This window comes from Microbacterium pollutisoli (genome assembly GCF_053586795.1).
This window is the reverse complement of the sequence record NZ_JBNYWT010000007.1, coordinates 22,048-42,446: the sequence shown is the minus strand read 5'-3', so window position 1 is coordinate 42,446 and position 20,399 is coordinate 22,048. Positions and strand designations below refer to the sequence as shown.

The window sequence follows — 20,399 nt, the reverse complement described above, 5'->3', positions numbered from 1 at the left end:
TTCGAAGTCATACAGGGTGGGATGCCGGGGGCGCGCCGTTCGGGTCGCCGCACCCCCGACAAGGTTCACTCAGAAGCCGGAGATCTCCGTCTTCCAGGTCTCCCAGGCAGTCTCCTTGTCCTCGAGGCCGTCGAAGACGCGGGTCACCGCGTTCTGGAGGGCGTCGTGGAACTGGAAGTACTGCGGTCCCTTGAAGGTGCTCACCTCGATGGCGTTCGCACGGTCGATGCCGATCTGACCGCTGGGCGCGTTGTTGAAGTACTCGTTGGTGTAACCGGTGAGGTCTTCGCTCGACTGCGCCTCGGGCTGGCTCGGGAAGGTGCCGGCGTTGTTGAACGCCTTGATCTGGGTCTCCGGCGAGGTCAGCCAGTCGGCGAGCTGCTGGGCAGCCTCGACGTTCTCACCGTTGGCCGGGACGACCAGGTACGAGCCGCCCCAGTTGCCGCCACCCTCGGGGAAGGCGTTGGCGATGTCCCAGCCGTCCACGTCCGGGGCCTCACCCGAGATGATGCCGTGCATCCACGGCGGGCACAGCATGGCGGCGAACTCGCCACCGGCCATGGCCGCGTACCAGTCGTCGCTCCACTGACCGGCGAACGCCGAGATCGGGACGGCACGGTCGACGACCGTGTCGTAGGCGGCGCGGATGTCGGGGTTCTCGGCGGCGACGATGGTGCCGTCGGGCTCTTCGTACGCGATCTCGAGCTGGTTCACGACACCCTGCAGAACCGAGTTGGCCGAGTCGATGAACGGGTTGCCGGTGGCCTCGACGTACGAGTCGGCCACGTCGAAGAACGCGTCCCAGGTCGGGAACAGCTCGGCGACCTCTTCGCGGTCGCTGGGCAGGCCGGCCGCCTCGAACAGGTCGGCGCGGTAGCAGATGGCCTGCGGCCCGATGTCGGTGCCGTAGGCGACCAGGTTGCCGTCGGCGTCGGTGGCTGCCGCTTCCTTCCAGTCGAGCCAGCGGCCCTGCAGGTCGGCAGGCACCGGCGCGAGCAGGTCGGAGTACTGCATCATCTCGGTGAACCAGTCGACCTCGACGGCCTCGACGTCGGCCAGGCCGGTCTTGCCGAGCTTCTGGAAGAAGTTCGCGCGGGCGTCGTTCGAGGTGGCCGCCTTGTTGTGCACGACCTTGATGCCGGTCTCCTCCGTGAACTCCGCGAGGAGCTCGTCGGTGTAGCCGAAGTCGTTGAACGTCGCGATGGTGAGGGTCGTCTCACCGTCGGTGCCGTTGTCTCCGGGCTCCGCCGCGTTGCCACCGCCGGTGCAACCGGCGAGCACGAGTGCGGAGGTGGTGGCGACGCCGGCCACCAGGCCGAAACGTCGCAGTGCGCGTGATTTCACGTGTCACTCCTTTGTGTGGTCAGGTCATGCTGTGAGTGGATCGCTCCGGTCGGGTGCCATGAGAGCGCTCTCACCGGGCACTCCAGACGGTATGGGATCGCTCCCACGATGTCAAGGGAGCGCTCCCATGACTAATGTCACGGTTCGATCACACGAACGATCCGGGCCCCGTAGACTGGAGTGGCATCCCTCATTTCCCGCGATTTCACGGAGCCTCGAATGCCCACCATCGTCGTCGACGTCATGCCCAAGGCCGAGCTGCTCGATCCGCAGGGGAAGGCGGTCGCCGGCGCGCTGGCCCGCCTCGGCCACGAGGGCTTCGGCGCCGTACGCATCGGCAAGCGCTTCGAGCTCACCGTCGACACCGCCGACGAGGCCACCCTCGCCGTGGCCCGGCAGATCGCCGAGGACATCCTCTCGAACTCGGTCATCGAAGACGTCGTGGGCATCGAGGTGGTCGAATGACCGCGCGCATCGGGGTCATCACCTTCCCCGGTTCGCTCGATGACGGCGACGCGCAGCGCGCCATCCGTCTGGCCGGCGCCGAGCCGGTCGCTCTCTGGCACGGCTCGCACGACCTGGCCGGTGTGGACGTCCTGGTCCTGCCCGGCGGCTTCAGCTACGGCGACTACCTGCGCGCCGGTGCCATCGCCGCCCGCGCGCCGATCATGGCCGAGGTGAAGGACGCCGCCGCACGGGGGATGCCGATCCTCGGCATCTGCAACGGATTCCAGATGCTGGTCGAGGCGCACCTGCTGCCGGGCGGGCTCATCCGCAACGCGCACCAGCAGTTCATCCGCCGCGACCAGAAGCTGCGCGTCGAGAACACCGACACCGCCTGGACGAGCGATTTCGCGCCCGGCCAGGAGATCGTGATCCCCCTGAAGAACGCCGACGGCGGATACATCGCCGACGCCGAGACCCTCGAGCGCATCAACGGCGAGGGCCAGGTCGTGTTCCGCTATGTGGGTGTCAACCCGAACGGGTCGCTCGACGACATCGCCGGGGTCACCAACGAGCGCGGCAACGTCGTGGGGCTCATGCCCCATCCCGAGCACGCTGTCGAGCCGGGCTTCGGCCCCGACACGGCTGCGGCGATGCGCTCGGGCGTCGACGGCCTGTCGTTCTTCACCTCGGCCATCGCGGCCGTGGTCCGCACCGCGGCCTGACACCCGCGCCGCTCAGACGGTGCCCGCCGGCGGCCAGACGCCGATGATGATCGACATCGCCACCACGAGGACCAGCTCGTGCGAGATGTTGAGGATCGTGAGCTGACTGGGCCGGCCCTCGAACACGTCGTGCGTGATGAACCGGCCGGCTGTGAAGCCCGCCCACAGCGTCAGCCCGGTCACCAGCGCCGACGAGAAGTAAGCCCCGCCGTAGAAGTGCCACGCGATGGCCACCGACCCGGCCAGCACCCACGCCAGCAGGAAGGCCAGCGCCGTGGACACCATCAGCGGCAGGACCGCCTCGGTGAAGGTGCCGGGGTCACGCACGCCCGCGAGCTTCGTCCAGCGCTCGCCGAACACCCTCGGCATGTACCAGACCGAGCCGATCACCATGGCCGCGATCGTCGCCAGCAGCACCGCCCAGTAGTTGATCTCGGGGATCATCGTCGCCTCCCTGTGTCTTCTTCGACGGTACTCCTGCGGCGCGACCGGCGCGGTACCGTCGAGGCATGAGTGTCGTCAGCGTCAGCGTGCCCACCGAACGTCTCGCCGCCGACATCGGCGAGGTCGAAGGGGCCGAGATCGTGGTGTGGCCGATGGACGGACCGCCCCCGCGCGCGGAGTTCGACATCGTCGTGCCGCCGTACCTGACGTTCGCCGCGGCACTGCCGCGCCTGGCCGAGGTGACGACGCGCCTCGTGCAGAGTCAGTCGATCGGCTACGACGGCATGGCCGAACGGCTGCCGCACGGCGTCGTGTTCGCCAACGCCGCCACCGTGCACGAAGCCTCGACGGCTGAGCTGGCGCTCACCCTCACGTTGGCCGCGCAGCGGCGGATCCCCGCGTTCGTCCGCGCGCAGGATGCCGGGGAGTGGGCACCGGAGTTCGCGTCGAGCCTGGCCGACCGGCGCGTGCTGCTGCTGGGCTACGGCGGGGTGGGCGCGGCCGTGGCCGCGCGGCTGTCCGCGTTCGAGATCGACCTCACCGTGGTGGCCTCGCGGGCACGGGACGACGGCGGCCTGCACGTGCACGGCGTCGACGAGCTGCCGGCCCTGCTGCCGAACGCCGAGATCGTGATCCTGACCCTCCCGGGCGGGCCGGACACCCGCCACATCGTGGACGACGCCTTCCTGTCCGCCCTGCCCGACAACGCCCTCGTGGTGAATGTCGGACGCGGGTCGCTCGTCGACACCGACGCGCTGCTGCGCCATGCCGGACGCGTGCGCGCGGCGCTGGATGTCACCGAACCCGAACCGCTGCCGGCGGACCACCCACTGTGGTCCATGCCCGGCGTGCTGATCTCCCCACACGTGGGCGGTGCGACCACCGCGATGCAGCCGCGGATCGCCGCCCTCGTGCGGCGGCAGATCGGGCACCTGCGCGCCGGGCGCGAGCCCGAGAACGTGGTCATCCGCACCTGAGGCGGGATGCCGGGCGGCGCGCCGGCACTCCTCGGCGCACCACGCGCACCGCAAGTTGGCGCACCACGCGCACCCGAAGTTGGCGCAAACGGGGTGAATCCAAGGGAAATATCCCACCTTTGCGCCAACTTGAGCACTCAGGCGACGCCGGGGCTACAGGCGACGCCGGGCTTACAGGCGCTCGGCCACGGTCGCGGCGGCCGTGAGCCAGGCGTCGCGGGTCTCGGGCGCGAGCGACTCGAAGTCGATCGGTCCGCCGTCGACCAGGGCGGGGTCGAACGGCACGTGCACGACCGCCGAGGTCACCTGGGCGAAGTGGCGTTCGAGCCGCTCGGCGAGCTTGCGGTCCGGCTTGGCCGACGGCGCCGCGAGGATGGTCACGGCCTCGTCGATCTTCTGGTCGAAGCCCTTCTCACGCAGCCCGTCGATGAGCCAGGCAGCGCTGGCGGCGGTGTCTTCGCGCACCGTCGACACGATCACGAGCTGGTCGGCGGCGGTGACGGCGGCGACCCAGTTCGAGGCGCGCATGTTGTTGCCGGTGTCGACGATGAGCAGCCGGTAGTACCGCGACAGCACGCTGTGCAGCCGCTCGAACGCCGCGGCGTCGATGGTCGACGAGGCCGCCGCGTCTTCATCGGAGGCCAGCACGTCGAACCGGGCGTCGACCTGCGTGCGCACGTAGGTGTCGAGCGCCGACAGCGTCGCGTCGGAGGCCGTCTGGAACCGGTCGAGGTCGTCGAGCAGGTCGACGGCGGTGCGGTGGTGGGGCGTGTGCTGCGCGCGCCAGCCCAGGGTGCCGCGGGTCTCGTTGTTGTCCCAGGCCAGGGTCGCCCCGCCGCGCTGGGTGCCGAACGTGGCGGCCAGCAGCAGCGTGCTGGTGGTCTTGTGGGCCCCGCCCTTGGGGTTGAGCACGACGATGGTCCGGGGTGCGTCGAGTCGGCGCTGCACGGCGCGCTCGCGCTCGAGGCGGAACCGCTCGGTCCGGCCCGGCCGCGGCGAGATCGCACCGCCGGTCATGCGGCGCACGGCGCCCTGCCAGCCCTCGTTCGCGCGGGGCCGCGGCTGCGCCGCACGGGTGCTCAGCAGGTCGTCGACCGTGGGCGTCGCCCGCTGGGTGGGGTCCCGGCGGATGGCGTCCTCCCGTCGTGCGCCGCCGCGCAGCGGACCGCCGACACCCACCGACGGCGCCACAGCCGGCTCGGCCACGGCGGACGGTGCCGGCACGGGCTCGACCGGGGTTGCCGGGGCGGGCGTCGCCGCAGGGGCTGCAGGGGCGGCCGATTCCGCGGGCACGGGCGCGAACGACTCCGCCGCAGCCGCGGACGGCGCCGGTGCGGACGATGCGAACTCGGTGGGCGCGGTCACGCGTCCGGGCAGGTCGGCGAGAGACAGGGTGGGGATCGCTGTGGTCGCGGGGCCCGCGACCTCGGGCTGCGGTGCCGGGGCACCGACATCCCCCGCTTCCAGCGTCGGGGACTCGACGAAGGTGCCGTCCGGGTGGACGATGAGCGGCCGGCGCGTGCCACCTTCGATGACGATGGCCGTCACGGGCTCGCCGGCCGACGCGGCCAGCAACCGCACCGCCTCGACGATGCGCAGGCGCAGGCCCTCGCTCGTGGAGGCGAAGACCTCGTCGACGTCGCTGCCGACCTGGATCTCAGCGGCAGTGGTGGAGGTGATGCGGACGATCGGCTCGGACATGGTGGTAGCCACAACGGACCTTTCTGTTCAGGCACGAACCTAGCGAGTATCGCACCGTGACACGAGGAGAAGCCTGGGGATCAGACCTGGAAGACGGCGTGCACGTCGTCGCCGCACACGCCGCGGCCCTTCAGTTCGGACAGCTCCATGAGCACGGCGACGCCCGCCGTCTCGTATCCGAGGGTCGCCAGCAGCTCACGGCCCGCCCGCAGCGTGCCGCCGGTGGCGAGCACGTCGTCGACCAGCAGCACCCGGGCGCCGGACGGCAGATCGGCGGCCATCTCGATGGTCGCCTTCCCGTACTCGAGGTCGTACGACATGGATGCCGCGGGCCGGGGGAGCTTACCCGCCTTGCGGATCGGGACCATGCCCACCCCCGCTGCGACGGCGACCGCGCCGGCGAGCAGGAAGCCGCGCGCCTCGACCCCGGCGACAACGTCGAAGGACCCCTTGAACGGGGCGATCATGGCGTCGATCACGGTGCGCATGGCGGCGCCGTCGGCCAGCAGCGGCGAGATGTCGCGGAACAGGATGCCCGGCTCGGGGAAATCGGGGGTCGTCACGATCAGCGAGTGGGCACGGGTCAGCTCCGGGGAATTCACCACCCCAGGCTACGCGTCGCCGCCTGCGTGAAACCCGCACTGCCGCCCGCGACGCCGGTGCGCAAGCGCTTGCACTACGCTGTTCCGCATGACTTCGACCTCGACGGCCACGACGCACCCGCTCGGCGAAAGCTCTCCCGGTGCCGAGTGGTGGCGCACCGCCGTGATTTACCAGATCTATCCCCGCTCGTTCGCCGACAGCAGCGGCGACGGCGTCGGCGACCTGCGCGGCATCACCTCCCGGCTCGACGCCCTGGCCTCCTTGGGCGTCGACGCCCTCTGGCTCTCGCCGTTCATGACCAGTCCGCAGAAGGATGCCGGCTACGACGTGGCCGACTACTGCGACGTCGACCCGCTGTTCGGCACGCTCGCCGACTTCGATGAGATGCTCGCGCAGGCCCACGCCCGTGGCATCCGCATCATCGTGGACCTCGTGCCCAATCACTCCTCCGACCAGCACGAGTGGTTCCAGCAGGCGCTGGCCGCCGCGCCGGGCAGCCCCGAGCGCGCGCGCTACATGTTCCGCGACGGCAAGGGCGTGTCCGGCGAGCTGCCCCCCAACAACTGGGAGTCGGTGTTCGGCGGACCGGCCTGGACCCGGATCACGGAGGCCGACGGCACGCCCGGGCAGTGGTACCTGCACCTGTTCGACACCAGCCAGCCCGACTTCGACTGGGCCAATCCCGAGGTGCAGGAGGAGTTCCGCCGCATCCTGCGGTTCTGGCTCGACCGGGGCGTCGACGGCTTCCGTGTCGACGTGGCCCACGGCCTGGTCAAGACCGACGGCCTGCCCGACCACCTGCCGGCGGTCGACGGCGACAGCATGGGCGGCGACGCCGACGACGTGCCGTACTGGGGCCAGGAGGGCGTGCACGAGATCTACCGCGACTGGAACCGCGTGCTCGCCGAGTACGACGGCGACCGGGCCCTGTGCGCCGAAGCCTGGCTGCCCACCGTCGACCGCACCGCCCTGTGGGTGCGTCCCGACGAGATGCACCAGGCGTTCAACTTCCCGTACCTGCAGACCCGGTGGGACGCCGCCCAGCTGCGCGAGGTCATCTCCGAGTCGCTGCGCGCCTTCCCCGCCGTCGGCGCCCCGGCCACCTGGGTGCTGTCGAACCACGACGTCGTGCGCCACGCGTCACGCCTGGCCCTGACCGCCGAGAACCCGCAGGGCCACGGCATCGGGCCGGATTCACCCGGTCAGCCGATCCCCGAGGTGGGCCTTGCGCGCGCCCGCGCCGCGACGACCGTCATGCTCGCCCTGCCCGGCTCGGCCTACCTGTACCAGGGCGAAGAGCTGGGCCTGCCCGAAGTCATCGACCTGCCCGGCGAGGCACGGCAGGACCCGACCTGGTTCCGCACGAACGGCGAGCGCTACGGGCGCGACGGATGCCGGGTGCCCATCCCGTGGGTCGCCGACGCGCCCGCCTACGGTTTCAGCCCGACCGGCGCCGCCTGGCTGCCGCAGCCGGACGACTGGGCGCCGCTGGCCCGCGACGCGCAGGAGGACGACCCCGAATCGACCCTGTGGCTGTACCGCACCCTGCTGGCCACGCGCCGCGCGCACGCGCTGGGCTCGGGCGCGCTGGAGTGGCTGGACGGCTTCGACGAGCACGTGCTGGCCCTCCGCAACGGCGACGTGACCGTGATCGCGAACACGGGCGACGTGCCGGTCGAGGTGCCCGCGGCCCTGGCGGCCGGCACGCTGCTGGTGGCCAGTACGCCGTTCACCGGCACCGCGGTGCCGCCCGACACCGCCGTGTGGATCGCGGCCGGCTGACATGGCCGGCCTCGAGGAGGTCGCCCGTCGCGCCCAGGTGTCGACGGCGACCGCCTCGCGCGCGCTCAGCGGCCGGGGGCGGCTCGCGGAGGTCACCCGGCAGCGCGTGCGCGCCGCGGCGGCCGAGCTGGGCTACGTCGCCTCGGCGGCGGCGTCGAGTCTGGCGACCGGGCGCACCCTGTCGATCGGCGTGCTCGTGCCGCTGCTCGACCGCTGGTTCTTCGCGACGGTGCTCGACGGCATCGCCGCCCGCCTCGCACCCCGCGGCTACGACCTGACGCTCTACAACGTCACCGACGACGCGGCCCAGCGACGGCACCTGTTCGGCACCGCGCTGCGGCGCGGGCGGGTCGACGCGGTCATCGCCCTGTCGCTGCGGCTCGACGACGACGAGATCGATCAGCTGCTCGCGCTCGGTCTGCCGGTCGTCGGCCTGGGCGCGCCGAGCCCGCGCGTGGCCACGCTCCGGGTCGACGACGTCGCGGTCGCGCACGCGGCGACCGCCCACCTGCTCGCGCTCGGACATCGGCGCATCGCCCACGTCGGGCAGAGCACGATGCCGAGTGCCGCCGGCCCCACAGCGACACCGCCCGGCATCCAGGCCCTCGACATCCCGACCCTCCGCCGACAGGGCTTCGAGCGGGCCCTGCGGGAGGCCGGGGTGGAGCCGGCCGGCTTCGTCGCCGCCGACTTCACGATCGACGGCGGCCACCGCGCCGCCCACCGCCTGCTGAGCGGCCCGGACCGGCCGACCGCGATCTTCGCCGCCTCGGACGAGATGGCCTTCGGGGCGCTGTTCGCTGCGCGGGAGCTCGGCCTGGACGTGCCCGGCGATGTGTCGGTCGTCGGCGTCGACGGGCACGAGATGAGCGGGTTCTTCGGTCTCACCACGATCGAGCAGTTCCCGCACGCGCAGGGTGAGCGCGCCGCCGAGGCGGCGCTGACCGTACTGGGCGAAGACGTCGCCGCGCCCCCGGCATCCCTACCGTTCGACCTGGTGGTCCGCACCTCGACCGCACCCCCGCGCCACGTAGGCTCGTATCCATGACGATCGACCTCGAGGCCCTCTACATCGACTTGCACCGGCATCCGGAGCTCTCGTTCCAGGAGACCCGCACGGCCGGCGTCATCACGCAGCACCTCACGGCGCTGGGGCTCGAGTTCGAAGAGGGCATCGGCACCACCGGCGTGGCCACCGTCATCCGCAACGGCGAGGGTCCGGTCGTCTGGCTGCGCGCCGACATGGACGCCCTGCCGGTCGAAGAGCGCACCGGCCTCGCCTACGCGTCGACGGCCCGCGGCATCGACCCGTCCGGCGCCGACGTGCCGGTGATGCACGCGTGCGGCCACGACATGCACGTCACGGCCATGCTGGGCGCGCTCGAGACGCTGTCGACCTCGCGCAACGAGTGGTCCGGCACGGTCGTGGCCGTCTTTCAGCCCGCCGAGGAGTACGGCGCCGGGGCCAAGGCGATGGTGGATGCCGGGGTGCTCGACCGCTTCCCCCGGCCCGACATCGTGCTCGGCCAGCACCTCACGCCGCTGCCGGCCGGGGCCATCGGCGTGCGCCCGGGCACCCAGATGGCCGCCGCCGACGGCATCAGCGTGACGCTGTACGGCCGCGGCGGGCACGGCTCGCGCCCGCACACCACGATCGACCCTGTCGTGATGGCCGCGGCCACCGTCATGCGCCTGCAGACCGTCGTGTCGCGCGAGATCGACCCCCGCGAAATGGGTGTCGTGACGGTCGGGTCGATCCACGCCGGGCTGAAGAACAACATCATCCCCGCCGAGGCCAAGCTCGAGCTGAGCCTGCGCTATCCCAACGACGCGGCCCGCGCCGACATCATGGCGCGGGTGGAGCGGATCATCCGCGCCGAGGCCGCCGCCTCCGGCGCCGAGACCGAGCCGGTGTTCTCGACGGACCACTCGCTGCCCCCGACCATCAACGACCACGAGGCGACCGCGCGCCTGACCGCCGCCTGGAACCGTGCGTTCGGTGAGGGCACCGTGGTCGACCCGGGCATGCTCACCGGCAGCGAGGACGTGTCGTGGTTCGCGCGCGCCGCCGGCGTGCCGCTCGTCTACTGGTTCTGGGGCGGGGTGGACCCGCAGCAGTACGCCGACGCCCTCGCGGCCGGCACGATCAACGAAGACATCCCGACGAACCACTCGCCGCTGTTCGCCCCCGTCCTCCACCCCACCATCGAGCGTGGCGTGCAGGCCATGGTCGTGGCCGCGCGCGAGTTCCTGGGCGCGGGCACCACCGACACCACCGAGGCCGGCGCATGAACGACCGCAACCGCACCCCGATCATCCTCGGCATCATCGCCGGCATCCTGCTGGTCGTCGTGGTGATCACCCTGTCGATCTACCTGACCCGCGGCGCGACGCCCGCCGACACCGCCGCGCCACCGGCATCCCCCACCGCCGGTGAGGCGCCGGCCGCGCCGACGCCCGCCCAGACCACGCCGTCGACGCCCGAGCCGAGCGAACCGGCGGCCGACCCGACCGGGGTCGTGCTCAGCGCGACGGGCTTCACCCTGAGCGACGACACCGGCGCCGAGATCTTCACCTTCGGCTGGGGCGACGACACGGCGCCGGCGGTCGAGGCGCTGACCGAGGCCTTCGGGGCGGCGCCGAGCGAGCGCACCGAGGAGGGGAACGGATCCACCTACCCCGACTACACGGTGTACCAGTGGAGCGGGTTCGCCCTGTACGACATGGTCGCCACCGACGACCTGCCGCGGGACGAGTACACGCAGCCGACGTACCTCCGCTATACCGCCAACACCGTGGGCGACGTCGCGATCACCGCTGAGTTCGACCTGGAGATCGGCGCGGCGGTGGCCGACCTCGACCCGGCCGACGAGTGGGAGCGCGGCGACGGCACCCGCATCGTGTTCGAACCCGACCGCTCCGGGTTCGCCGGCGGGGTGCCCACCTATGCGGCGCTGGCCGACACCGACGGGGAGACGGTCACCGCGATCCTGTACTACTACTACGCGGGATAGTGGGCCCGGCTGACGCGTTACCAGGTGGCGCGGACGGGGTCAAGAGGCGTGCGTCCGCCCGGCAGATACCGCATGCTCGATGCATGGTTGGACTCGCAGTGATCCTGCTCATCATCGGAATCGTCCTGCTGCTGCTGGGCGTGTTCGTCGAGGCCGTGAAGTTCCTGTTGTGGGTCGGCCTCGTGATCATCATCCTCGCGGTCATCGCGTGGCTGATGCGCTTCATCCGACGCCAGACCTGAGCGGACCGGCTCCTCATCCGCCGGGCTCGGGCGCGGGCTCGTCGGCAGCCGGACGCGGCGTCACGTAGACCTGGGCGATGCGCCGGTGATCGATCTCGGCGACCTGGATCGTCGCGCCGGGCACCTCGATCGTGTCGCCGACCACGGCGAGGCGGCCGAGTTGCTCGATGACGAACCCGGCGACGGTGTCGGAGGCGCCGCGGGGCAGCACGATCCCGGTGGCGTCCTCGAAGTCCTGCAGGTTGAGGCGGCCGTCGACCGGGCCGCCGTGCGCGGCGAGGGTCTCCGGCGGCGTCTCGGTGTCGTACTCGTCGAAGATCTCGCCGACGACCTCCTCGACCAGGTCTTCGAGGGTGACGATGCCGTCGGTGCCGCCGTACTCGTCGACCACCACGGCGATCTGGTCGCCGCCACGTCGCATTCCGGTCAGCGTCGCCAGCACCCGTGCCGTCGAGGGCAGGAACGGAAGGGGGCGGATGAGCTCCGAGATCACCTGGTTGGCATCGTCGGCCTCGTAGAGGTCGCGCACGTGCACGAACCCGATGATGTCGTCGATGGACTGGTCCACGACGGGATACCGCGAGTAGGGCTGGTGCCGCACCTTCTCGAGCGCCGCGGCGACCGCGTCGTCGCCTCCGAGCGTGACCACCTCGGGCCGCGGGCGCATGAGCTCGCTGAGGTGTCGCCCCCGCAGCGAGAACACGTCGTCGAGGATGCGGCGCTCCTCTTCAGGGAGCCCCGCATGGGTGGAGACGATGCTGCGCAGCTCTTCGTCGCTGAGCTCCTCCGACGTCTTGTCGGGGTCGGCGCCCAGCAGCCGCACGACGAAGTTCGTCGACACCGACAGCAGCCAGATCACCGGTCGCATCAGGCGCGCGAATCCGTTGACGACCGGCGCGATCGCGTACGCGAACTGTGCATTGCGCTGCAGAGCGAGCCGCTTGGGGACCAGTTCGCCCAGTACGAGCGAGAGGTAGGCGATCGCGAGGGTGAGCACGATGGTCGCCACCGTCGAGGCGACCTGCGGGGTCAGCCCCCAGCCGACGAACAGCGGGGCGACCGCCGGCGCGATCGACGAGGCCCCGAACGCCGCGGACGCGAACCCGGCCACTGTCACGCCGATCTGCACCGCCGACAGGAATGTGTTCGGGTTGCGGGCCAGGCCCGCGACCTTCTGCCCGCGCGGTCCGCGCGCGGCCATCGTGGTCACCTGACTGTCGCGCAGGGTCACCAGAGCCATCTCGGTGGCCGCGAACACGCCACCGATCAGCACGAACGCGATCACCAGCACGACGTTGAGAACGAGGTCCCCATTCATGCGCTCAGCCTACGCAGGGCGCGTCCTGCGCTCGGACCACGCCGGGCCCCGGCCCTCGGCCGGACACCGAGGCGTAGCCTAGAGGGGTGACTTCCGCCCTGCCCGCCACGACCGCGCCCGCTCCGCTTGACCCGGTCGCGTTGCGCGCGGACTTCCCGATCCTCGCCGAGCAGGTGGGCGGTCACCGTCTCATCTACCTCGACTCGGGCGCCACGAGCCAGAAGCCGCAGCAGGTGCTCGACGCCGAACGCGACTTCCTCGTGCACACCAACTCCGCCGTGCACCGCGGCGCGCATACCCTCGCCGCCGAGGCGACCGACCTGTTTGAAGACGCCCGCGCGACCGTCGCCGGGTTCGTCGGCGCCGAGCCCGAGCAGCTCGTGTGGACCAGCGGCGCGACGATGGGCCTGAACCTCGTCGCGTACGCGATCGGCAACGCGACCCTCGGGCGCGGCGCCCCGGCATCGACCCCGCTGGCTCTGAAGCCCGGTGACGAGATCGTCACCACCGAGATCGAGCACCACGCGAACCTCATCCCGTGGCAGGAGCTCGCCGCGCGCACCGGTGCGGTGCTGCGCCACGTCCCCGCGCACGACGACGGCACCCTCGACCTCGATGCCGCGGCCTCGATCATCGGCGACCGCACGCGCATCGTCGCGTTCACCCACGTGTCGAATGTGCTCGGCATCGTCAACCCGGTCGCCGAGATCGTCGCCCTCGCCCAGCAGGCCGGCGCCCTCACGGTGCTGGACGCCTGCCAGTCGGCGCCGCATCTGCCGCTCGACCTGCCCGCGCTCGGCGTCGACCTGGCGGTGTTCAGCGGCCACAAGATGTTGGGTCCGTACGGGGTGGGTGGTCTGTACGGCCGGGCGGAGGTGCTCGACGCGCTGCCGCCGTTCCTCACCGGCGGGTCGATGATCACCACGGTGACCCTCGACGGCGCCGAGTACCTGCCGGCGCCACAGAAGTTCGAAGCCGGCACGCAGCCGGTCGGCCCGGCGATCGGCCTGGCCGCCGCGACCCGCTACCTGGACGCGGTCGGCCGGGACGCGATCCACGCCCACGAGCGCGCCCTCGCGCAGCGCCTGGGCGACGGGCTGCGGGAAATCCCCGGCATCCGCCTGCTCGGCGATGCCCCGGATGCCGAGCGCGTCGGCCTGTGGTCGTTCGACGTCGCCGGGGTGCACGCGCACGACGCGGGACAGTTCCTGGACGCCCGCGGCATCGCGGTTCGGGTCGGCCACCACTGCGCCGCGCCGCTGCACCAGCGCTACGGCGTCACCGCGTCGGTGCGCGCCAGCACCGCCCTGTACAACACGACGGACGACATCGACGAGCTGGTCGCGGCCGTCGCCGAGATCCGCCCCTACTTCGGAGCAGGCGAATGAGCGAACTGGACTCGCTGTACCAGGAGCTGATCCTCGATCACTCCAAGCACCCCGTCGGACAGGGCCTCGCCGCCGCCGACGCCGACTTCGCCGACTCGCACCAGAAGAACCCGGTGTGCGGGGACGAGGTCACCCTGCGCGTGCGCGTGCACGGCGAGGACATCACCGATGTGACGTGGGAAGGCCACGGCTGCTCGATCTCGCAGGCCTCGGCCTCGATGCTCGCCTCGCTCGTGAAGGAGGAGGGCGGCATCTCCCGCGCCCAGGCCGCCGAGCTGATCACCGGCTTCCGCGACGCCCTGCGCTCGCGCGGCAAGACCCCGCTCGACGAGGAGACCTTCGGCGACGCTGCCGCCCTGTCGGGTGTCTCGAAGTTCTCGGCGCGCGTGAAGTGCGCCATGCTCGCGTGGGTCGCGCTCGAGGACGCCCTCACTCGCGCGTAAGGGCGCCCTCGCGGTGAGGGATGCCGGTCAGGCGGCGACCACGGTCTCCTCGAGCCGCGCGTAGCTGGCCTCCATGCCGTCGGTCATGCCGGTGGCGAGGATCATGTCGCGCGTCTCCTTGTCGGGGTACTCGATCAGCAGCGTGAGCAGCGTCGCGCCGTCCTCTTCGTACAGCTGCGTGTCGTTGAGGGTGCCGGGGCCGGCCATGCCGATCATCCGCTCGGTCGTGACCGCGCGCCGGGTCGGGTCGCTGAGCACCGTCTCGCCCTCGAAGCCGAAGCGGGTCGACGCGTCGTCGCCGTGCTGCCACACGTAGCGGTAGGTCTCGCCGACCTCGCACTCGATCATCTGCCAGCCCTCGGGGCCGAGCAGCCACTTCTGCAGCAGCTCGGGCTCGTGGTGCGCACGCCAGACCAGGTCGCGAGGCCCTTCGATGAGCCGCGTGATGCGCACGTGCCGGTCGTCGAGGATCTCGGTGCGGGTGCCCTTGCCCTGGGCGTAGTCGCGCAGGTCCTGCAGCACCGCGTCGAGCTGGTCCATCGCCATCCGCGAGCCTTCGACGGCGCCCATGGCGACGGTCTGCTCCAGCGCGCCGATCGAATCGAAGTAGGTGATGTTGCTCAGCCGCGACCCGGTGGCGGTCTCGTCGAAGGAGAACACCATGCGCATCGCGGAGAAGCCCTCGGTCGGCGTGCCGTCGGCGTCGACGAACGAGTCGAGCACCTCGAAGCCGCGCCCGTCGTCGATGGACAGGATCTCCCACGACCCGCGCGACGCCTCGCCCTGCGGGCTGGTCATGTGGTAGTCGACCCGCCCGCCGGGCGTGAACTCCCAGCGGGTGAAGGTGGCCGGCCAGCCGGGCGGGCCCCAGAACCGTTCGAGCTGCCGCGGGTCGGTGAAGGCGCGCCAGAGGCGGTCGACCGGCGCCGCGAAGTCGGCGACGAGGGTCATGGTGAGCTTCTCGGGGTCGGTCGTGATGTCGGTGACAGGCATGTCACCCTCCTTGTGATCGGGGTTCAGACTTCCGGCTCGGCCAGCAGTGCGTCGAGCCTGTCGACGCGCGCCCGCCAGAGATCCTCGTAGCGCGCCAGCAGTGCGCGGGCCCGGGCGATCATGACGGGGTCCGCCCGCACGAGTCGCTCGCGCCCCTCGGCGCGCTTGACGATGAGCCGGGCCGCTTCGAGCACGGCCACGTGCTTCTGCACCGCGGCGAACGACATGTCGTAGTCCGCGGCGAGCGCAGACACCGACTGCTCGCGCTCGATCGTGCGCCGCAGGATGTCGCGCCGCGTCGCCGCAGCGAGTGCCTGGAACACCCGGTCGATCTCGTCATCGGTCAGCTCATCGTTTGAGGAGGGATTTTGTACAACCATTTGGTTGTAGGTTAGGTCGGGGGATGCTGGGTGTCAACCCCTCTGTCTGCGCGCGGATGTCAACCCTCTGGCATCCCGGGTCACCCCCACTGATACTGACGGCCCACGAAAGGAGCCGCCATGTCCGACACCGGCAACACGTACGAACCTGATGAGATGCCCTCCACCGACGACCTCGAGGAGCCGAGCACAGAGAAGGAGCCGGCCGAAGCCCCCCAGGCCCCCGAAGAGGGCGAGGCCGAGCCCAGCCACGAGGCGGTGGGCATCGGAGTGGTCGAACAACCCGGCGACGGCGCCACGTGACCGCCCACGTAGACTAGGAGCCGTTCCCCACCGGCATCCTGACTCTTGGAGCACCCGCGTGAGCACCCCTGTCGCTTCCACCGCCGACACCGTCGAAAACGCCCTGGCCACGCCGGAGAAGGAGCAGCCGTACGCGGCGCTCGGACTCAAGCCCGACGAGTACGAGCAGATCAAGAAGATCCTCGGTCGCCGCCCCACCTCGGGCGAGCTGGCGATGTACTCCGTCATGTGGAGCGAGCACTGCTCCTACAAGTCGTCGAAGATCTACCTGCGCCGGTTCGGCCAGAAGGTCACCGAGGAGATGAAAAAGCGCCTCATGGTGGGCATGGGCCAGAACGCCGGCGTCGTCGACGTCGGCGAAGGCTGGGCGGTGACCTTCAAGGTCGAGTCGCACAACCACCCCAGCTACATCGAGCCGTTCCAGGGCGCCGCGACCGGCGTCGGCGGCATCGTGCGCGACATCATCTCGATGGGCGCGCGCCCCGTCGCGGTCATGGACCAGCTGCGCTTCGGCGCCATCGACCACCCCGACACGGCCCGGGTCGTGCACGGCGTGGTCAGCGGCATCAGCTTCTACGGCAACTGCCTGGGCCTGCCCAATATCGGCGGCGAGACGGTGTTCGACCCGGTGTACCAGGGCAACCCGCTCGTCAACGCCCTTGCCGTGGGGGTCCTGCGCCACGAAGACCTGAAGCTCGCCAACGCCAGCGGCGCCGGCAACAAGGTCGTGCTGTTCGGCGCGCGCACCGGCGGTGATGGCATCGGCGGCGCCAGCATCCTGGCATCCGACACCTTCGCCGACGGCGGACCCACCAAGCGTCCCGCCGTGCAGGTGGGCGACCCGTTCGCCGAGAAAGTGCTGATCGAGTGCTGCCTCGAGCTCTACCGGGGCGAGCTGGTCGAGGCGATCCAGGACCTCGGCGCGGCGGGCATCTCGTGCGCGACCAGCGAACTGGCCGCCAACGGCGGTTCGGGCATGCGCGTCGACCTCGAGAACGTGCTGCTTCGCGACCCGAGCCTCACGCCCGAAGAGATCCTCATGAGCGAGTCGCAGGAGCGCATGATGGCCATCGTCGCGCCCGAGAAGCTCGACGCGTTCCTCGCGGTCACCGCGAAGTGGGACGTCGAGACGAGCGTGCTGGGCGAGGTCACCGGCGACGGCCGCCTGCAGATCTTCTGGCACGGCGAGCAGATCGTCGACGTCGACCCGTCCACCGTCGCCGTCGACGGCCCGGTGTACGAGCGCCCCGTCGCCTACCCGACGTGGATCGACGCGCTGCGCGAGGACTCGGCGGCTGCGCTCCCGCGCACCGACGACCCTGAGACGCTGCGCACCCAGTTCCTGCAGTTGCTGGGCAGCCCCAACCTCGCCGACACGTCGTGGATCACCAACCAGTACGACTACTTCGTGATGGGCAACACGGCTCTGAGCTTCCCCGACGACGCGGGCATGATCCGCGTCGACGAGGAGTCCGGGCTCGGCTTCGCGATCGCCACCGACTGCAACGGCCGCTACTGCCAGCTCGACCCGTACGCCGGCGCCCAGCTCGCCCTCGCCGAGGCCTACCGCAACGTCGCCGTCACCGGGGCCGTCCCCACCGCCGTCACCGACTGCCTCAACTTCGGCAGCCCGGAGAACCCGGAGGTCATGTGGCAGTTCGGTCAGGCCGTCGACGGTCTCGCCGACGCGTGCTTCGAGCTGGCCGTCCCCGTCACCGGCGGCAACGTCAGCTTCTACAACCAGACCGGTGACACCCCGATCTTCCCGACCCCCGTGGTCGGCGTGCTCGGCATCATCGACGACGTCGCCCGGCGCATCCCCTCGGGGTGGCAGGATGCCGGCGAGAACATCTACCTGCTGGGCGTCACCGCCACCGAGCTCAGCGGCTCGGCCTGGGCCGACACGGTGCACGGACACCTCGGCGGCCGCCCGCCGGCGGTCGACCTCGCCGGCGAGAAGCGCCTCGCCGAGCTCATCCAGGCCGCAGCGCAGCAGGAGCTGGTCTCCTCCGCGCACGACCTGTCGGCCGGGGGTCTCGGCCAGGCGCTGGCCGAAGGCGTGATGCGCTTCGGCGTCGGTGCGCGTGTGTGGCTCAACGAGATCATGGAGCGCGACGGCGTGGACGCGGCCACCGCCCTGTTCAGCGAGTCGACCGGCCGTGTCATCGTGACGGTGCCGCGCGAAGAGGACGTCAAGTTCCGGGGCCTGTGCGAAGGGCGCGACTACCCGGTGCTGCGCATCGGCGTCACCGATGCGGCCGACGGCGACGAGCCCGCGCTCGAGGTGCAGGGCCTGTTCACCGTGCCGCTGAGCGGGCTGCGCGCCACGTCGACCGCGACCCTGCCCGCCGCGTTCGGACCCACCGTCACGGAAGTGCCCGCGTGAGCGATCAGGACGAGTACGCCGGCTATGGCGTGAAACGCGCCCGGCGCATGCGCATCACCGCGTGGGTCGCGATCCTCTCGCTCGTGCTCGTCGGCGGCGGCGCCACGGTGCTCTCGCTGATCTTCGGCTAAGCCCGGCACGGTTCTCGGCGGCGCCCGGCACGGTCGTCGACGGGACCCGGCACGGGTCCCCTGGAGCATCCCGTGCGGGCCGAGCCTCCGCCGCGACCCGCCACGCGATTAGGCTGAACGCGTGGATCCCGTGTTCCTCGCGGCCCTCGCCGAGTTCTGGTGGGTCGCGCCGGCCGCGGCCGGGGCCGGTGCGCTCGGCTGGTTCGGTGTGCGCGCGCAGCGGGCCGAGAACGCCCGCCGGCTCGAGTACGACGCGGCCCGCAACGATCTGCGCGCCGCGCGCGGTGAGGTCGCCCGGGCACGGGCATCCGTGAAGGTCGCCCGCGCCGAGTTCGCGCAGGTGCAGGCCGAGCGCACAGCCGGCCGGGCCACGCCCGCCGACGTCGCCGCCGCCCGCCGGGAACTGCAGCGCGCCGAGCAGGAGGCCCGTGCCGCCGGGGCGGGTGTACGCTCGCGCCGTGCCCAGGTCTCCGCCGCGCGCGCGAGCCTGCAGGCGCAGCAGCCGTCCGACCCGGCGACCCTCCCGCTGGGACGGCTCATGGCCGCCCACGACGCCGTCATCGCCCGCTGGCTCGACTACGAGACCGATGCCGCCAAGGTCCTCGCCTTCCCCGCGATGAGCGACGCGCGCCAGCCGGCGACCGCGGCGTTCCTCACGGCGAGTTCGGCCGCGCAGCAGCTGCGCCCTGCCTCGCCGCAGACCCGCATCAGCACCACGCAGTTCTCGGAGTACCGGGACGCCGTCCGGGCCCTGGAGCGCGCCTTCAACGCCGCCGAGGAGCACGCCTGGCAGCAGGCGCGTGCCGGCGGTTCGGTGCCCCCGGGCGCCCGGCCGCACCCCTCCGCGGCATCGCCCGCGATCGACTGGGCCGACATGGCGCAGACCGCCATCGCCAAGGGCGCCGACGCGCTCGCCCGCGCCGCCGAGGCGGCCCGGCAGATGATGGATGCCCGAAAGCACGACGATCGCGACCATCCCACGCCGCCGGACTCCGGCCGTTAGCATGGCACGGTGGAGCAGTTCTGGGCCTTCGCCGGCAACTTCTGGTGGCTGGTGTTCCCGCTGGCCGCCGGCGTCGGTGCGGTCGCGCGGGGCTGGGAGCGTGCCGCCCGGCAGCGCCACAAGCGTCGCCTCGAGGTGATCCGCGCCAAGGCCGAGCTCAACTCGGCCAAGGCCGCCGCCCGGCACACCACGGTCGCCCGGGCCTCGGAGCCGAAGGCGATCACCCGCCCCCAGGCGGTGCCCACGCAGCTCGAGCAGCTGTTCGCCAAACACGACGACACCACCGCGCGGTGGCTCGAGTACGAGCTCGATGTCGCCAAGCTCATCGCGTTCCCGGCCATGAGCGACGGCCGCCAGCCGCTGACGGCGGCGTTCCTGCGCGCGAAGAAGATCGCCGACAACCTGCGGCCGGAGTCGTCCGGAGTGAAGATCAAGCCCGCCGACCTCGCCGAGTACCGGGCCGCGGTGACCGACTACGAGGTCGCGTTCGACCTCGCCGAGCGCGATGCGCGTCGCATCCGTGATTCGTCGTTCTCGCCGGCCGAGCGCAAGCGCCTCGACACCGCCAAGCAGCTGATCAGCGTCGCGGTCGATCAGGCCGCCACCCCCGCCGAGCGCCAGGTCGCGTACAAGCGGGTCCGGGATGAGCTCGACGGACTCATCGCCCTGTCGGACGAAGCCGTCGAGATCCTCGAGAAGAAGGTCGCCCTGCAGCTGGAGTCTCGCCCGCCGGCACCCGACGACGCCGGCTGACCCGGCGCCGCCCCCGGCATCCCGG

At 71.4% G+C, this 20,399-nt stretch carries 22 protein-coding genes; 15 read left to right on the top strand and 7 right to left on the bottom strand.

Annotation, left to right across the window (positions count from 1 at the left end):
• Positions 1 to 69: 69 nt before the first annotated feature.
• Positions 70 to 1,344 (bottom strand): ABC transporter substrate-binding protein, encoded by a 1,275-nt coding sequence (locus tag ACQ143_RS14110; protein ID WP_449571346.1) that lies wholly within the window; start codon positions 1,342 to 1,344, stop codon positions 70 to 72.
• A gap of 219 nt (positions 1,345 to 1,563) precedes the next feature.
• Between ACQ143_RS14110 and purS the strand changes: the two genes are divergently transcribed.
• Both purS and purQ read left to right on the top strand, forming a co-directional pair.
• Positions 1,564 to 1,809 (top strand): phosphoribosylformylglycinamidine synthase subunit PurS, encoded by a 246-nt coding sequence (purS, locus tag ACQ143_RS14105; RefSeq protein ID WP_449571345.1) that lies wholly within the window; start codon positions 1,564 to 1,566, stop codon positions 1,807 to 1,809.
• Positions 1,806 to 2,513 carry a phosphoribosylformylglycinamidine synthase subunit PurQ gene (purQ, locus tag ACQ143_RS14100; protein ID WP_449571344.1) on the top strand — a complete coding sequence of 236 codons (708 nt, stop codon included), beginning with the start codon at positions 1,806 to 1,808 and terminating at the stop codon, positions 2,511 to 2,513. Before purS ends, purQ begins: the two co-directional genes overlap by 4 nt.
• Before the next feature lie 12 nt (positions 2,514 to 2,525).
• Here the strand turns inward: purQ and ACQ143_RS14095 are convergent, their stop codons facing one another.
• On the bottom strand, positions 2,526 to 2,957 hold the full coding sequence (locus tag ACQ143_RS14095) for a DUF1761 domain-containing protein (protein ID WP_449571343.1): 432 nt from the start codon (positions 2,955 to 2,957) through the stop codon (positions 2,526 to 2,528).
• A gap of 65 nt (positions 2,958 to 3,022) precedes the next feature.
• Here ACQ143_RS14095 and ACQ143_RS14090 point away from each other — a divergent pair, with 65 nt between their 5' ends.
• Complete coding sequence (locus ACQ143_RS14090; protein ID WP_449571342.1) at positions 3,023 to 3,934, top strand: 2-hydroxyacid dehydrogenase; 912 nt, start codon at positions 3,023 to 3,025, stop codon at positions 3,932 to 3,934.
• A gap of 171 nt (positions 3,935 to 4,105) precedes the next feature.
• Here the strand turns inward: ACQ143_RS14090 and ACQ143_RS14085 are convergent, their stop codons facing one another.
• Both ACQ143_RS14085 and ACQ143_RS14080 read right to left on the bottom strand, forming a co-directional pair.
• A complete protein-coding gene (locus ACQ143_RS14085) occupies positions 4,106 to 5,635 on the bottom strand; it encodes a MinD/ParA family ATP-binding protein (protein WP_449571341.1) in 1,530 nt (509 codons plus the stop codon).
• Between the two features lie 80 nt (positions 5,636 to 5,715).
• Entirely contained in the window at positions 5,716 to 6,237 is a 522-nt protein-coding gene (locus tag ACQ143_RS14080) for an adenine phosphoribosyltransferase (RefSeq protein ID WP_449571340.1), read from the bottom strand.
• 88 nt (positions 6,238 to 6,325) lie between these two features.
• Here ACQ143_RS14080 and ACQ143_RS14075 point away from each other — a divergent pair, with 88 nt between their 5' ends.
• From ACQ143_RS14075 to ACQ143_RS14055, 5 genes are all read left to right on the top strand, one after another.
• Entirely contained in the window at positions 6,326 to 8,020 is a 1,695-nt protein-coding gene (locus ACQ143_RS14075) for a glycoside hydrolase family 13 protein (RefSeq protein WP_449571339.1), read from the top strand.
• A gap of 1 nt (position 8,021) precedes the next feature.
• Complete coding sequence (locus tag ACQ143_RS14070; RefSeq protein WP_449571338.1) at positions 8,022 to 9,068, top strand: LacI family DNA-binding transcriptional regulator; 1,047 nt, start codon at positions 8,022 to 8,024, stop codon at positions 9,066 to 9,068.
• Positions 9,065 to 10,312 (top strand): amidohydrolase, encoded by a 1,248-nt coding sequence (locus ACQ143_RS14065; protein WP_449571337.1) that lies wholly within the window; start codon positions 9,065 to 9,067, stop codon positions 10,310 to 10,312. Before ACQ143_RS14070 ends, ACQ143_RS14065 begins: the two co-directional genes overlap by 4 nt.
• On the top strand, positions 10,309 to 11,034 hold the full coding sequence (locus ACQ143_RS14060; RefSeq protein WP_449571336.1) for a hypothetical protein: 726 nt from the start codon (positions 10,309 to 10,311) through the stop codon (positions 11,032 to 11,034). The genes ACQ143_RS14065 and ACQ143_RS14060 overlap by 4 nt, the downstream gene beginning before the upstream one ends.
• A gap of 83 nt (positions 11,035 to 11,117) precedes the next feature.
• The gene (locus ACQ143_RS14055; protein ID WP_449571335.1) at positions 11,118 to 11,276 is read left to right on the top strand and encodes a hypothetical protein; all 159 of its coding nucleotides are present in this window, start codon (positions 11,118 to 11,120) and stop codon (positions 11,274 to 11,276) included.
• A gap of 13 nt (positions 11,277 to 11,289) precedes the next feature.
• Here the strand turns inward: ACQ143_RS14055 and ACQ143_RS14050 are convergent, their stop codons facing one another.
• Positions 11,290 to 12,594 (bottom strand): hemolysin family protein, encoded by a 1,305-nt coding sequence (locus tag ACQ143_RS14050; protein ID WP_449571334.1) that lies wholly within the window; start codon positions 12,592 to 12,594, stop codon positions 11,290 to 11,292.
• Positions 12,595 to 12,680: 86 nt separating this feature from the next.
• On the opposite strand from ACQ143_RS14050, the gene ACQ143_RS14045 reads away from it, so the two are divergent.
• Together ACQ143_RS14045 and sufU are read left to right on the top strand one after the other, a co-directional pair.
• A complete protein-coding gene (locus tag ACQ143_RS14045) occupies positions 12,681 to 13,982 on the top strand; it encodes an aminotransferase class V-fold PLP-dependent enzyme (RefSeq protein ID WP_449571333.1) in 1,302 nt (433 codons plus the stop codon).
• On the top strand, positions 13,979 to 14,425 hold the full coding sequence (sufU, locus tag ACQ143_RS14040; protein WP_449571332.1) for a Fe-S cluster assembly sulfur transfer protein SufU: 447 nt from the start codon (positions 13,979 to 13,981) through the stop codon (positions 14,423 to 14,425). Before ACQ143_RS14045 ends, sufU begins: the two co-directional genes overlap by 4 nt.
• A 27-nt stretch (positions 14,426 to 14,452) precedes the next feature.
• Here sufU and ACQ143_RS14035 read toward each other — a convergent pair whose 3' ends face one another.
• Positions 14,453 to 15,418, bottom strand: coding sequence for an SRPBCC family protein (locus ACQ143_RS14035; RefSeq protein WP_449571331.1), 966 nt, complete (start codon positions 15,416 to 15,418; stop codon positions 14,453 to 14,455).
• A 23-nt stretch (positions 15,419 to 15,441) separates the two neighbouring features.
• Positions 15,442 to 15,798, bottom strand: a complete 357-nt coding sequence (locus ACQ143_RS14030; protein ID WP_449571330.1) for an ArsR/SmtB family transcription factor — start codon at positions 15,796 to 15,798, stop codon at positions 15,442 to 15,444.
• A 120-nt stretch (positions 15,799 to 15,918) separates the two neighbouring features.
• Between ACQ143_RS14030 and ACQ143_RS14025 the strand changes: the two genes are divergently transcribed.
• From ACQ143_RS14025 to ACQ143_RS14005, 5 genes are all read left to right on the top strand, one after another.
• Positions 15,919 to 16,101, top strand: a complete 183-nt coding sequence (locus tag ACQ143_RS14025; protein WP_449571329.1) for a hypothetical protein — start codon at positions 15,919 to 15,921, stop codon at positions 16,099 to 16,101.
• A 58-nt stretch (positions 16,102 to 16,159) separates the two neighbouring features.
• Positions 16,160 to 18,487: a phosphoribosylformylglycinamidine synthase subunit PurL gene (purL, locus tag ACQ143_RS14020; protein ID WP_449571328.1), complete on the top strand. Its 2,328-nt coding sequence runs from the start codon at positions 16,160 to 16,162 to the stop codon at positions 18,485 to 18,487.
• On the top strand, positions 18,484 to 18,618 hold the full coding sequence (locus tag ACQ143_RS14015; RefSeq protein WP_449571327.1) for a hypothetical protein: 135 nt from the start codon (positions 18,484 to 18,486) through the stop codon (positions 18,616 to 18,618). The genes purL and ACQ143_RS14015 overlap by 4 nt, the downstream gene beginning before the upstream one ends.
• Positions 18,619 to 18,739: 121 nt before the next feature.
• Positions 18,740 to 19,621, top strand: a complete 882-nt coding sequence (locus ACQ143_RS14010; protein WP_449571326.1) for a TolC family protein — start codon at positions 18,740 to 18,742, stop codon at positions 19,619 to 19,621.
• A 9-nt stretch (positions 19,622 to 19,630) separates the two neighbouring features.
• The gene (locus ACQ143_RS14005) at positions 19,631 to 20,374 is read left to right on the top strand and encodes a hypothetical protein (RefSeq protein WP_449571325.1); all 744 of its coding nucleotides are present in this window, start codon (positions 19,631 to 19,633) and stop codon (positions 20,372 to 20,374) included.
• Positions 20,375 to 20,399 lie beyond the last annotated feature (25 nt).

Coding starts and splice junctions, on each gene's coding strand:
- purS (WP_449571345.1), top strand. CDS start 1,564: ATGCCCACCATCGTCGTCGACGTCATGCCCAAGGCCGAGCTGCTCGAT.
- purQ (WP_449571344.1), top strand. CDS start 1,806: ATGACCGCGCGCATCGGGGTCATCACCTTCCCCGGTTCGCTCGATGAC.
- ACQ143_RS14095 (WP_449571343.1), bottom strand. CDS start 2,957: ATGATCCCCGAGATCAACTACTGGGCGGTGCTGCTGGCGACGATCGCG.
- ACQ143_RS14090 (WP_449571342.1), top strand. CDS start 3,023: ATGAGTGTCGTCAGCGTCAGCGTGCCCACCGAACGTCTCGCCGCCGAC.
- ACQ143_RS14085 (WP_449571341.1), bottom strand. CDS start 5,635: ATGTCCGAGCCGATCGTCCGCATCACCTCCACCACTGCCGCTGAGATC.
- ACQ143_RS14075 (WP_449571339.1), top strand. CDS start 6,326: ATGACTTCGACCTCGACGGCCACGACGCACCCGCTCGGCGAAAGCTCT.
- ACQ143_RS14070 (WP_449571338.1), top strand. CDS start 8,022: ATGGCCGGCCTCGAGGAGGTCGCCCGTCGCGCCCAGGTGTCGACGGCG.
- ACQ143_RS14065 (WP_449571337.1), top strand. CDS start 9,065: ATGACGATCGACCTCGAGGCCCTCTACATCGACTTGCACCGGCATCCG.
- ACQ143_RS14060 (WP_449571336.1), top strand. CDS start 10,309: ATGAACGACCGCAACCGCACCCCGATCATCCTCGGCATCATCGCCGGC.
- ACQ143_RS14055 (WP_449571335.1), top strand. CDS start 11,118: ATGGTTGGACTCGCAGTGATCCTGCTCATCATCGGAATCGTCCTGCTG.
- ACQ143_RS14050 (WP_449571334.1), bottom strand. CDS start 12,594: ATGAATGGGGACCTCGTTCTCAACGTCGTGCTGGTGATCGCGTTCGTG.
- sufU (WP_449571332.1), top strand. CDS start 13,979: ATGAGCGAACTGGACTCGCTGTACCAGGAGCTGATCCTCGATCACTCC.
- ACQ143_RS14035 (WP_449571331.1), bottom strand. CDS start 15,418: ATGCCTGTCACCGACATCACGACCGACCCCGAGAAGCTCACCATGACC.
- ACQ143_RS14030 (WP_449571330.1), bottom strand. CDS start 15,798: ATGGTTGTACAAAATCCCTCCTCAAACGATGAGCTGACCGATGACGAG.
- ACQ143_RS14025 (WP_449571329.1), top strand. CDS start 15,919: ATGTCCGACACCGGCAACACGTACGAACCTGATGAGATGCCCTCCACC.